The 14,980-nt window shown below is 50.9% G+C and carries 2 protein-coding genes; both read left to right on the top strand.

What is annotated here, in order from left to right; all coding sequences use genetic code 11:
• Window positions 1-243 precede the first annotated feature (243 nt).
• Complete coding sequence (locus ONB37_13865) at window positions 244-8,100, top strand: amino acid adenylation domain-containing protein (protein MDZ7401243.1); 7,857 nt, start codon at window positions 244-246, stop codon at window positions 8,098-8,100.
• A 333-nt stretch (window positions 8,101-8,433) separates the two neighbouring features.
• Complete coding sequence (locus tag ONB37_13870; protein MDZ7401244.1) at window positions 8,434-14,922, top strand: amino acid adenylation domain-containing protein; 6,489 nt, start codon at window positions 8,434-8,436, stop codon at window positions 14,920-14,922.
• Window positions 14,923-14,980 lie beyond the last annotated feature (58 nt).

Consider the following 14,980-nt stretch of genomic DNA (forward strand, 5'->3'; position numbering starts at 1 on the left):
GTGGTCATTCCAAGTAGATCGGGCTGGCAATCAACCGACGGTGAAATGATTTCTCATGCAACAAGATGAATAAGTTTCTCTATTTTGTAGAAGCCTGTAAAAAATTGAAAAAATGTCTTTCCGACCCATTCTGCTAAATAGCGGAGGCGCTCGAAACGACATCAAAATTGAAATTTTGCCGATTAATTAAAAAAAAATTCAACAGGATTGAAGATAATCAACAGAATTGATACCGATAAAAATATGAGCGAATATCAGGACATACTTGCCACGCTTTCGCCCGAGAAGCGGGCGTTATTGGAATTGCGATTGCGAAAAAAGGGTGGTCAATATAATACATTCCCAGCATCATTTGCCCAGCAGCGGCTCTGGTTTCTGGATCAATTTGAGCCTGGCAACCCAGCCTATAACATCCCATCGGCATTTCGCTTGCGCGGCAGGCTCAATCTGCCTGTGATGGAGCGCAGCCTCAATGAAATCATCCAACGACATGAGAGTCTCCGCACTACTTTTGTGTGGGTGAACGGCCAACTCCTTCAGGTGGTTTCCCCGCATCATCAATTCAAACCATCTGTGATTGACCTTCAGGACCTGCCCGAATCGGACCGAAGCCAAGCAGCCGATCAATTGATTCGACAGGAAGCGCGCCGGCCGTTTCAACTGAGCCAAGGGCCATTATTGCGCGTCCTGCTAATTCAGTTACAACCGGAAGAGTTCATTCTGGTGTTCAACATGCATCATATCATCTCCGACGGTTGGTCCATGGGCATTCTGCTTCGAGAGTTCATCAGCTTATATCAGGCTTTTTTGGCTGGTCAGCCATCGCCATTACCACCGATTAGGTTTCAATATGGGGATTTCGCCAAATGGCAAAACCAATTCATGCAAGGCGAACGATTGGCAGAGCAACTTGAGTACTGGAAAAATAAGCTGGGGGTCAATCCTGAGCCATTGGAGCTGCCAACAGATTTCCCGCGGCCCGCGCAGCTCAGCTTCGATGGCGCCACGCTGCCGTTTCGGCTGGAAAGAGCTTTGGTCCAGCAACTTCATCGCCTCAGCCGGCAGCATGAAGCTACATTGTTTATGACGCTCCTCGCAGGCTTCCAGACTTTGCTCTATCGCTACTCTGGACAGGATCAGATCAGTGTCGGCACACCCATCGCCAACCGAACCCGCAAGGAAACTGAGCCATTGATCGGCTTGTTCGTCAACACGCTGGTATTAAGAACCGATCTCTCGGGAAACCCAAGCTTCAGCGAACTGTTGTTGCGAGTGAAAGAGACCACGCTGGACGCATATGCCCATCAGGACGTGCCATTGGAAAAATTGGTCGAAGCTCTTCAGCCTCAGCGCGACATGAGCCATACCCCGCTATTTCAAGTGCTGCTGGCTCTTCAGAACATGCCGGTCCCAAAGATCGATTTGCCACATCTGTCTTTAGAGCCCATTCTGTTCGATCGGGGGGTAGCTCAGTTCGACCTGAGCTTGAACGTGGCTGAAGTGAACAGTGAAATTACTGGTGCCATCGAATTCAATACGCGATTATTCCAGCAGCAAACCATCCAGCGAATGATGACGCACTTCCAGCAGCTTCTGTGGGCAGCAGCCAGCGATCCTGATCAAACCATCGGGCGTTTACCATTGCTCACCGAACAAGAACAGCAACAGATCACCTTTATTTGGAACCAAACCGCTCAGGATTATCCAAGCGACCAATGCCTGCATCAATTGTTCGAAGCACAAGTGGAACGGACACCAGAGGCAATCGCGGTGGTTGATCCGACCAATCAAATCACCTATCGCGAGCTGAATTCTCGAGCCAATCAACTGGCCCATCATCTACGCCAATTGGGTGTGACTTCAGAACAAGTGGTGGCACTGTGCATCGATCGATCGGTGGATGCCATCATCGCTTTATTGGGTATATTGAAGGCTGGGGCAGCTTATCTCCCGCTAGATCCGCTTTATCCCGTTGAGCGAATGACGCAAATCCTCGCGGATGCCAACGCAAGGCTTATCGTTTCAGTGCATCGGTTATCCAGACATCTCCCGGACAGAGGTCAAAGGATCGTCCATCTGGATGCTGATTGGGAAAAGATTGGATCTCTCCCATCGAAAGCTCCAGGGATTTGGACTCATCCAGATCAACTTGCCTATTTGATTTATACTTCGGGTTCCACCGGGGTACCCAAAGGCGTCATGGTGTCGCATCGCGCAGCGATCAATCTCTGGGCAGGACTGAAACATGCCATTTATGCGCATTATCCAGAGCAACCCTATTGCGTTAGCCTCAATGCCCCGCTGATTTTTGATGCATCGGTGCAACAGTGGGTGATGTTGCTCAGCGGGGCAACCGTGTGCATTATTCCCCAGGACATTCGACTGGATGGTGAAGCGATGCTTGCTTACATGCGGGATAAAAAAATTGAGGTGCTCGATTGCGTACCATCTCAGCTAAAGTTATTACTCGATGCTGGTCTGCTCTCAGGCGATGGATGGACGCCCAGCATTCTGCTCCCAGGGGGCGAGGCGATCGATCCAGAAACTTGGGGAACCTTGCGAGCGGCAAAAGCAACCGACACCTATAACATGTATGGACCGACCGAATGTACTGTGGACTCCACCATTTGCCCGATGAAAACTGGGCCTTCACGACCAGCGATCGGCCGGCCGATTATTAACGTAACACATTATGTGCTTGATCAATTCATGAATCCAGTTCCAGTCGGCGTGCCGGGAGAACTATACATTGGTGGCGCTTGTTTGGCTCGCGGATATTATGCCCAACCTCAATTGACGGCAGAGAAATTCGTTCCTGATCCGTTCAGCAAGAAAGCTGGAAGCAGGCTCTATCGTACTGGCGATTTAGTTCGATATTTTGCAGATGGTCACATCGAGTTCTTGGGCCGCATCGATCACCAAATTAAGTTACGCGGATTTCGGATCGAATTAGGAGAGATCGAAGCTCATCTCAATCACCATGAGGCCATTTCCGAATCGGCTGTGGTTGTCCGAGAAGATCAGCCTGGGAACAAGATGCTGGTTGCATATTTGGTTGCCAGCAACGAACAGCATCCCAGCTCGGCTGATTTGCGACGCTACCTGCGCGATCGTTTGCCCGATTATATGGTGCCCTCGGCTTTTGTCTACATGGATCAATTGCCACGGACGGCCAGCGGGAAGATCAATCGCCGAGCACTACCCAGCCCAGAGGGCTCATTGTTGGCCGAGACCAGTCCATCCCGTTCAGCTCGTACACCAATCGAGGAACTGCTGATCAATATCTACGCCAAAATTCTCAAGATCGATCATGTCAGCGTTGATGATAATTTCTTCGATCTGGGAGGCCATTCGTTACTTGCCACCCAGGTGATGTCACGCATCAGAGAAGTGTTTAAAGTGGAATTGCCATTGCGGGAGCTATTTGAAGCGCCAGTGGTAGCTGATCTGGCCCGCCGGATCGAACTGGCGCAACATCAGGCTCAGAGCTGCTTGGCACCTGCCATAATTCCAGTGGCAAGAGACGAGGATTTGCCGCTTTCGTTCGCTCAACAGCGGCTCTGGTACTTGGATCAACTCGATCCAAATAGCCCGCTGTACAATATTCCCATGGGGCTCCGATTAGCTGGAAAATTGGACATCCCCGCCTTACAAGTCAGCTTGAATGCGATTGTCCAGCGGCACGAGAATTTGCGGAGCTCGTTTCCAACGATCGATGGCAAACCCATCTTGCGGATCGCCCAGCAGCTTGAAGTTCCCCTGGTGATGGTGGATCTCCAAGAGCTGCCCGAAAGCGAGCGCGAACGTGTTGCGCTGCAATTGGCCAATGATGATGCGCGCCAACCGTTTCAGCTGAGCGAGCCTCCATTGTTGCGCGCGACCATATTTCGCCTCGGCAAAAAAGATCATTTCATGGTCCTTACGCTGCATCATATCATCTCGGACGGTTGGTCATCGGCGATTTTGATGCCGGAGTTGGCAGCGCTCTATCAGAGCTCCATCACTGGAGAGCCAGCCGCTCTGCCCGAACTGCCGATCCAATACGCCGATTTCGCCCACTGGCAGCGCAACTGGCTTCAGGGCGAAGTGCTTGAGCAACAATTAGCGTATTGGAAAGAAGAATTAGCCGATTGCCCTGCCTTACTGGAGCTGCCAACCGATTTTCCGCGGCCAGCCGTTCAGACTTCCAATGGCGCTCATTTTACCTTCGAGTTGCCCAAAGAACTATCAGTTCAACTAAATCGGTTAAGTCGCCAAGAAGGAGCAACTCAATTCATGACAATGCTTGCGGCGTTCCAAATCTTGTTGTATCGCTATACTGGCCAAGGCGACTTCTGTGTTGGAACGCCCATTGCTAATCGGAATCGCAGCGAAACTGAGGCTCTTATCGGCTTTTTCGTGAACACATTAGCGCTGAGGAGCCGAATATCTTCTGAATTGAGCTTTCGTCAGTTGTTAGCCCGCGTGCGTGAGACCACGCTATCTGCCTATGCGCATCAGGACGTGCCGTTCGAAAAAGTGGTGGATGCGGTTCAACCAGAGCGAAATATGAGCCACTCCCCCATCTTCCAAGTCATGTTCACCTATCAGTCCACTGCGGCCTCAGAGATTTCATTGCCGGAACTCACTATTCGCGCTGTTCCGTTGGAGAACAATCTGGCTAAATTCGATCTAACGCTGTTGCTCGATGAGATCGAGACTGGTATTCAGGGGACTTTCGAATACAATACTGATTTGTTCGCGTCAGCTCGCATCGAGCGCATGTCGCAACATTTTCAGCGGCTGCTAAGCGAGATCGTGAAAAATCCAGATCAGAAGATCGTCCAATTGCCCCTGGTTACCGAAGCGGAGCTTCAGCAATTGCTCCATGACTGGAATCGTACGGACCGTGCCTTTCCCGAAGATCGATGTCTGCATCAGCTTTTCGAAGCTCAAGTTGCGAGAGATCCAGAGGCGATCGCTGTCACTTTTAAAAATGATCAATTGAGCTATGGCCAATTGAATCAGCGAGCCAATCATCTGGCGCATTATCTCCAAAGTTTGGGTGTGGGAGTTGAATCCCGGGTCGGCATCTGTCTCGAACGCTCTGCGGAAACTATCGTTGCGATCTTAGCCGTACTTAAAGCTGGCGGAGGTTACGTGCCGATCGACCCCCGCTATCCAGCGGAACGACTGGCATTTCTGATCCAGGATGCCCAATTAGCAGTATTGATCACCCAACAGCATATTTTGCCACAGCTTCACACAGATGTTCCGATTGTGCTAATCGATTCAGATTGGGATAAGATCCCTGCTGAAGCCCAAAGCGATCCAATCAGCCCAGTGATGCCGGAGAATCTGGCTTACATCATCTACACATCTGGCTCTACAGGCCAGCCGAAAGGGGTTCAATTGCAACATCGCAGCGTGGTCAATTTAGCAATCGTCTATCAACAACTATTTCAGATCACTCCCCGAGATCGCATTGCCCAATATTTCTCGTTCAGTTTCGATGGCTCAGTTGGAGATATTTTCACCGCATTGGCCTCTGGGGCAACGCTGTACATTGTTGACAAGGATGATATTGTTGGTGGCGAGCCATTACACCGCTGGTTCAACGAGCAAAAGATTACTTTGGCAATATTGCCGCCAGCTTTGCTCAATACGCTTCCCGCTCAAAATCTGCCGCATCTGAAGGCGATTGCCTCTGGGGGTGAAAGCCCCTCATTGGAAACTATTGCTCGCTGGACCGCTGAAGGGAAGCCTTACTATAATCTCTACGGCCCAACGGAAGCGGCTGTGGTGACTACACAATTTAAAATCACCCAGATGCCAGCTCAAGCAATGAACACCATCATCGGTCGCCCAATACCTAACTATCGTGTTTATGTGCTTGATCGCCAGTTACAACCAGTGCCAATCGGCGTGCCAGGGGAATTGTGCATTGCTGGAGTGGGACTGGCGCGCGGCTATTTCAACCGACCAGAAATTACCGCGCTCAGCTTTGTTCCCAATCCGTTCGGTCAATTGCCTGGTGAGCGGCTCTATCGCACTGGCGATCTGGTCCGATACCGCCCCGATGGCAACATTGAATTTTTGGGCAGGATCGATCATCAGGTGAAAATCCGCGGCTTTCGGATTGAGCTCGGCGAGATTGAAGCTGTGCTCGGCCAGCATAGTCAATTGCGCGAAACCACCGTAATGGTCCGAGAAGATCGACCTGGCGAAAAACGACTGGTAGCTTATGTCGTGCCTGCAACCGATCCACCCCCGTCGTCGACTGAACTGCGCAGCTTCTTGCAAGCCAGGTTGCCGAATTACATGATCCCATCAGCATTCGTGATGATGAAGACGTTGCCGCTCACACAGCACGGCAAAATCGATTATCGCTCCTTGCCAGCGCCGGATCTGATGCCGACAGAACAGGATCGCTATGTTGCCCCGAGTTCGGACATCGAGCAGATTTTGGCTGACATCTGGTGCCAAGTGCTCAAGCTGCCCAAAGTAGGCATTCATGATAATTTTTTCGAATTGGGAGGCGATTCGATCCTCAGCATTCAGGTTATTTCACGGGCCAACGAAGCTGGCTTGGCATTGACACCACGGCATATTTTTCAGGCCCCAACTGTCGCGGCTTTAGCACAAATGGCAACCCAGATTGCTCAACGACACTGTGTCTCCGAAGAGACTGGCGAGCTTACGGGTGAATTGCCATTAACTCCGATTCAGCGTTGGTTCTTTGAACAAAATCTCGTTGATCCGAATCACTGGAATCAGGCAGTTTTGGTTGAGCTTCGTCAAAACATTTCCCCATCAGTCGTGCGTCGCAGTTTAGCTATAATCCTCGAACATCATGATGCGTTGCGGCTTCGTTTCGAAGCGACGGACCATGGTTGGCGCCAGTATTATGGCAGTGCTACCATAGACGACGCCTTTATCTATGTCGACCTTTCATCTGCATCGTTCGATCAACACAGGAGGCTGATCGAGCAGTCATGCGCGCAAGCTCAGGCAAGTTTGGACATTTTATCTGGCAAGCTCATTCGGGGAGTATACTTTGATCGAGGATCGGAACATCGACCATTGATGCTAATCGTGATTCACCATTTGGCTATTGATGGCGTATCATGGCGAATTTTGTTTGAGGACTTTCAACGTCTTTGTCAGCAGATCTTGGCTCAACAACGGCCAGCGCTGCCCAACAAAACCACCTCGTTCCGTTATTGGGCGAATCGATTGGTCGAATGGGCGCAGAGCGACCAACTTCGTAGCGAGGCCAGCTTCTGGTTGAAAACGATCAAAGGGCCATTTATCCGATTGCCAAAGGACAAGCCAGATGGTCTGAACACCGAGGCCATCGCCCAAAAAATAGTGGTCAACCTCAGCGAACAAGATACCCAGGACCTGCTGCAACAGGTGACGAAGGCCTACCACACTCAGATCGATGAAGTTTTGGTGACGGCATTAGCGCGATCACTGGCTCGGCAGATGGGCGGACATCGCGTGCTCATCGGGCTGGAGGGTCATGGCCGTGAAGACCTTTTTCAGGATGTCGATCTGAGCCGAACGATTGGATGGTTCACGACTCAATATCCTGTGCTCATCGACCTGACGGATGCCAAGGAGATCGACATAGCGATCAAACAGGTAAAAGAACAACTGCGACAGATACCCAACCATGGTCTGGGTTTCGGACTATTGCGATATTTACTAACCGACCCAGAGTTGAAGCAGCGATTCTGCCAGCTTCCGCACCCAGAAATCGTGTTCAATTACCTCGGTCAATTCGGCGACCAATCTGGATTGTTTGTCCCATCCGAACTGCCTGTCGGCCCTATGCGCAGTTACACTGGACAACGACCATATCTGATCGATATCAATGGTGGGATTAGCGATCGGGAACTGCGTCTGGAATGGACGTATAGCAGCGATATCTTTGCATCTTCCACCGTGGAGCAGCTTGCGGGCGCATTCACTCAGGAATTACGCGCGATTATCGGGCACTGCCGTTCACTACAAGGTTCCAGTGTAACCCCATCTGATTTTAAATTAGCTCGACTGGATCAGGCCAAGCTGGATAAAATTTTGAAGCAGACGAAACCGCGCTCAATTCCAGCTTAATTCGATTTGTTGACTCGTCGCTACACCCTCGCATCAGCGACAATTGACATCAATTTTGCGGTGATTTGAAATCAGCCAAGTTCCGCAATTTATATAGTGCATGAACGAGAACCATTGAATTAGAATTAAAATTGTTATTCCAAACACACTGAGGAATCTGGTATCATTTAGATTATTGGACTTGCAGATTTGTCCCTTCGATCGAAATGACAGAAAGGTGCGTTTTCGGTTAAGCAGGTTATGGTTGCAATCGAATAGGTCAAATGGCATAAATAATTTCTATGTTCTTCGCTTCGGGTGATTTTTAATTGAAAACAGCAAAGGTAGCTAATAATGATGAATTCGAACAATATTATTGACATCTATCCGTTATCGCCATTGCAGCAAGGGATGCTATTTCACAGTATCTACTCGAAGGGCAGTGGCGAATATATCGAACAATTGACATGCCGTTTCATTGGTCCGCTGAATCTTGACGCATTCGAGCATGCCTGGCAAAAGCTGATTGACCGACATTCGATCTTACGAACCGCTTTCGTTTGGGAAGGATTGGATGAGCCGGTTCAGGTGGTGCACGATGCCGTGCCGTTTCGGGTGGAACGTTTAGATTGGCTTCATCTCAGTGAGGCCGAGCAACAACAGCTATTGGATCAATTGCTGGAGCAACGTCGACGCGATGGATTCCAGATCACCCGCGCTCCGCTATTCAGCGTTGTTCTCATCCGAGTGGCTGAAAATGCGCATCAATTAATCTGGATTTGCCATCATTTATTGATCGATGGTTGGAGCTTCCCGCTGCTTTTCGAAGAGCTCTTTAGCTGTTATGAGGCGCTCTGTCGGGGCCAACAACCATCTTTTCGTTCTGTGCGACCGTACCGCGATTACATCGCTTGGTTGCAACAGCAAGATCAAAACCAAGCAGCCCAATTCTGGCAGGAGCAAATCCGTGGGTTCGATACGCCGAGTTCTCTCAAAATCGAACGAACCACAAATTTCGATCCAGGTGAACCAGAATATCAAACGACCACCATCTATTTGCCGAGCCAATTGACCCATGAATTGCAGGCATTTGCTCGTCGCCATCAGGTGACGCTCAACACCCTATTCCAGGGGGCATGGATCTTATTATTGAACCACTACAACGGTGAAGCAGATATTTTGTTCGGCGCCACTGTCTCTGGTCGACCGCCAGAATTGCCTGGAGCTGAGCACATACTGGGACCGTTCATCAACACACTGCCAGTTCGTTTTAAGGTAGAATTGGATGCACGCTTGAGTGGTTGGCTTCGGCAATTGCGACAGCTTCAAAGCGAAATGCACCAATACCAATATAGCCTTCTCGCAGATATTCAGAAATTCAGCGATGTGCCTCGCGATACCCCGTTGTTCGACACGATTCTTGTGTTCGAAAACTATCCAATCAGCCAAGCTCTGGCTGAGCAAAAGCGCGCTCTGGAGATTCAGGACATTCGCGCTTACTCGCGAACAAATTACCCTATTACCTTGGTGGTTGCACCTGGGGATCCGATCCGCGTGGAGATCGCTTTCGATGCCCGTCGATTCGAACGACAAGCCATCGATAGAGTTTTGCATCATTTGGAGCGAATTTTAAGCGATATCGTGGCCCAACCAGACCGAACATTGGACACGTTCTCGGTGATAGAGCCAACCGAATATCAGAAAATTGTAGTGGATTGGAACCAAACTCACTCGGATTATCCAGCGGATCGGTGTATCCATGAACTCATTACCGAACAAGCGGAACGAACCCCAGAGCAAATCGCTATTCGTTTTGAGGAGACCGAAATCAGCTATCATCAGTTGAACCAGCGCTCCAATCAATTAGCCAATTATTTAAAGAAGCAGGGCGTAACAATCGAAAGCGTTGTTGCTGTCTGTCATGAGAGATCCCCAGAATTGATCATCAGTCTGCTTGGCGTATTGAAAGCCGGGGCCGCCTACCTGCCGTTGGATCCGAATTATCCGAAAGAGCGATTGAACCTTATCGTTCAGGACGCGGGGGCAACAATTCTGCTTACTCAGCAGCACCTGTCGGAGAAATTTCATGATCTCCAGCTCATTTCGATCTGCATGGATTCAGATTGGCCCAGCATCGAAGTGGAATCGAATGCGAATCTGAAAAGCTCGGCCCTGCCGGACAATCTGGCCTATGTGATCTACACTTCTGGCTCAACTGGCAGGCCAAAGGGAACATTAATCGCCCACCGCGGGCTGGTGAATCACGCCTTCCATCTTGCGCGTCAGCAGCGACTGGGCATCGATAGTCGTGTGTTGCAGCTTCTCTCGTTGAGTTTCGATGCAGCGGCCGAAGAGATCTTCCCGACGCTGATCAGCGGTGGGACATTGGTGCTCCATCGCGCCCCGCTCGAACTCCCAATCCGAGAGCTTCTGAATTTTTGTGAGAAACAAAAGATAACCCTGCTTCATCTGCCAGTGGTGATTTGGCATCAAATGGTCGATGAAATTAAAGAGAAGCAACTCCAATTGGGAGCATCATTGCGCTCCGTGATCATTGGTGGGGAAGCGCCAGCCCAAACGCGCCTAATCGCTTGGAGCGAGGCAGTCAATGGTCGGATCGAATTGACCAATGCGTATGGTCCAACAGAGGCGACCATCGCTGCAACGCTATTCGAGCTTCCAAATTCACCCAAAGCCGTAGCGCAGTTGCCGCGCGTGCCGATTGGTCGCCCTATCGCGAATGCCCGAATCTATATTTTGGATGCCCGGCTTCGGCCAGTGCCGATCGGCGTCATGGGCGAACTTTACATCGCTGGAATTGGTTTAGCGCGGGGCTATTTGAGCGACCCGGCCATGACTGCCGAAAAATTCATTCCAGATCCTTTCAGCACCATGCCGGGCGAGCGAATGTATCGGACTGGCGACCTTGCTTATTATCGTACCGATGGGCATATCACTTTTGTAGGCCGAAATGATCATCAAATCAAATTGCGGGGGTTTCGGATCGAGCTGGAAGAAGTTGAGCAGGCGCTGCTGCAACATCCTGGCGTTGCCCAATCCGTGGTCGTGGTTAAAGCTGCTCATGGAATGGCGGCAAGGCAGGACGATCGACAGTTGGTCGCTTATTTTGTTCCAACCGATCGTCGAAACGGTGGAGTTCATCCAACCGAATTATCCGATTTTCTGAAAGCGCGATTGCCCAACTATATGGTTCCAGCGATCTTTATCCAATTAGAAAAGCTACCGATCACCCCAAGCGGAAAAATTGACCGGCGCCGGCTGCCTGAGCCAGATATGGAACTTCTTTTTGGCAGACAGCCCTATGTGGCGCCGCGACATCCGACCGAAGAGATCATCGCCAATTTCTTCAGCCAAATTTTAGATCTACCCCAGGTGGGCATTCATGACAATTTCTTCCATCTTGGTGGACATTCGCTATTGGCGACCCGGTTATTGAGTCGCATTCGGGATACTTTCCAAATCGACTTAGAATTGAAGTCGATATTTGAGGGTCCCACAGTGGCAGAGATTGCTGCATGCGTGGAGGCCACTCGATTGGCGCAACAAGGGCTATCCGCTCCCCCGATGACATCAGTGCCGCGCGATCAGGATTTGCCGCTCTCGTTCGCCCAACTACGGCTCTGGTTCTTGGATCAATTGGCCCCAGGACAGGCGCTTTACACTATCCCAACTGCGCTGCGACTCAGAGGCAAACTAAATATACGCGCCTTGGAGCAAAGTATTAACGAACTGATCCGACGCCATGAGGTGTTGCGAACCACGTTTGGGTCGCGCGATGGGCAACCATTTCAGGTGATCGCTCCAACGCTGTTTCTGCTGCCTCAAAAAGTGGATCTCACCAATCTTGACGCAGAACAACAGGAATTTCAAGCGCAGCAACTCATCAAGGCGGAAGCGCAGCGTCCATTTGATCTGGCGCGGGGACCGCTGCTAAGGGTGCTTTTGATCAAATGCTCAGAGCAAGACCATATCATTGTCTTAACCTTGCATCATATCATCTCTGATGGTTGGTCTGTGGCAGTGATAATTCAAGAGATTGCTGCTTTATATCAGGCATTTTCCGCCGGACAGCCATCTCCCCTGCCTCGGCTGCCACTCCAATATGCGGATTTTGCGCATTGGCAACGCCAATGGCTTCAGGGAACTGTATTGGATCGGCAACTCGAATATTGGCGCGAGAAACTTCAAGGCGCTCCTCCCCTTTTGCAGTTGCCGACAGATCGGCCTCGCCCCCCTGTGCAGACCTTTCATGGCGCCACCTTGGACCGCCAGCTTCCAAAGGAGCTGGTAGCTGGGTTGAAAAAACTGAGCCAACAAGGGGAGGCCACGCTATTTATGACCCTGCTGGCAGCATTTCAGACCCTGCTTTATCGGCTCAGCGGTCAAACCGACATTTGCGTCGGCACACCCATAGCCAATCGTAACCGAACTGAAACCGAAGGTCTGATCGGCTTCTTCGTCAATACATTGGTGTTGCGATGTGATCTTTCGGGCAACCCCACGTTTCGCAAGCTGCTGGCTCAAGCTAAAACCGCCGCGTTGGAGGCATACGCCCATCAGGATATCCCATTCGAGATGCTCGTGGAGCAGCTTCAGCCGCAGCGTGATCTCAGCCATTCCCCGCTTTTTCAGGTGATGCTGGTGCTGCAAAATGCGCCACAACATGCTTTGGAATTGCCAGATTTAACCATCACACCGATGGCTGCCGAAACTGGTACTGCCAAGTTCGATCTGTCGCTGGTCGCCATGGAGGGGAACGAGGGGATGCAGTTGTCCCTGGAATACAATACCGATTTGTTTGATGCCAGCACTATGGCACGCCTGCTTGACCATTTTCAGACGCTGCTAACTGGAGTGATAGCCGACCCCGACATGCGCCTGGCAGATTATCCTTTGATGTCTAATGAGCAACTGCATCGGCTGATCGTTGAATGGAACCGAACCCAGGCAGAGTTTCCAGCCGACCAATGTGTCCATCAAATGTTTCAATCCATCGTCGAACAATATCCAAATCAAGTTGCTGTATCGTTTGGTGATCAACAGCTCAGCTATCGCGAACTCAATCGGCGAGCCAATCATCTAGCCCGCAAGCTGCGATCCTTTGGTGTTGGACCCGAATCGCTGGTGGGCATCTATCTCGATCGCTCGCCCGATCTGGTGACCAGCGCTATTGCGGTCCTTAAGGCAGGTGGCGCATTCCTTCCACTGGATCCGCAATATCCAAGGGAGCGAGTGATATTTATGATTCAAGATTCGGGACTTCGGGTGCTCATCAGCCAACAGAACTTATTAGATCGGCTCGCTGATGTGAACATACCAACCATTTGTCTGGATGCCGAAGGCGAAGCGTGGTTGACCAGCGATGCGGATCAAGACCAAAACTTGCCCAATCTCGCTACGTCTGATAATTTAGCTTATGTCATCTACACGTCAGGATCAACTGGCAGGCCAAAAGGCACCGCGCTGCCCCACCGCGGGCTATGCAATCTGGCAGCCGCCCAGCAGAAGGCGTTTGGCATTACCAACCATAGCCGCATTCTACAATTCGCTGCGCTCAGCTTCGATGCAGCCGTATGGGAACTGGTGATGGCATTGCTCACCGGAGCCACATTATGTCTCGCGGAAAGTGAGCAAATAGCCACTGGCCAAGGATTGATTCAATTGCTAACGGATCAAAAGATCACAACGGTTACATTGCCCCCATCAATGGCGCGCGTGATGCCGGATCATCCTCTGCCCGATCTGGAAGTTATGATTACCGCAGGCGAAAAATGCACCCCCGATATCGTTGCCCGATGGTCCAACGGTCGCAAGTTTTTCAATGCCTATGGCCCAACGGAAGCTACCGTCTGCGCCTCCATGCTGCAAGTGGAGCACGATTACGCTCAAGGTCCGCCTATTGGTCGACCGATTCAAAATTTTCAGCTTTACGTATTGGACGAATACCTGAATCCAGTACCCATCGGCGCGAGCGGGGAGTTGTTTATTGGCGGGGTAGGATTAGCTCGCTGCTATCTCAATCGTCCGGATCTGACCGCAGAGAAGTTTGTACCCAACCCATTCAGCGCTCGGCCCGGTGATCGATTATATCGAACGGGCGACCTGGTTCGTTATCTGGCCGATGGCAATATCGAATTTCTCGGCCGCATCGATCATCAGGTGAAACTGCGCGGCTTCCGCATCGAGCTGGGCGAAATTGAAAACGTGCTGCATGAACACCCGTCGATCCAGGATGCCACGGTGATTGTCCGCGAAGACATACCCGGCGACAGCCGGATCGTCGCTTATTTTGTGCCAAAGCCAGGCGAATCAGTTGAGCCTGGAGCGCTGCGCCGCTACCTCCGCGATCGTCTGCCAGATTATATGGTGCCGTCTTATATGATCTCTATGGAGCAACTGCCCTTAACCCCGAGCGGCAAGGTGGATCGTCGCGCATTACCCGCTCCAGATCGTTCGCGGCCCGACCTTGAGAGCCGCTACCAAGCTCCGCGCAATGAGACAGAGGAAAAATTAACCGCCATCTGCGCTGAACTGTTGCATCTGGACAAAGTGGGAGTATTCGATAACTTTTTCGATCTGGGTGGTCATTCACTGTTAGCCACCCAGTTCATCTCTCGGATCCGAACCGCACTTCAGCTCGAAATCCCTTTGCGCACCCTTTTCGAAAACCCGACAATCGAAAAATTGGCTGAGGCGATTTTAACGCTGCGAGCAACTGCTCAGCAACCAGGACAAGAACCAGCTCCGACCATCGGTCGTTACTCGCGCGAGGGCCATCGGATGAAGCGCTCCGAGCTGGATCGGCCTAAGGTCTCATCATAAATCCGATTGAATTTATCATGCAAAGCTTAACAAGAAATAAAAATATCGAGTCCAATTT

This window comes from candidate division KSB1 bacterium (assembly GCA_034506395.1).
GTDB lineage: Bacteria > Zhuqueibacterota > Zhuqueibacteria > Thermofontimicrobiales > Thermofontimicrobiaceae > Thermofontimicrobium.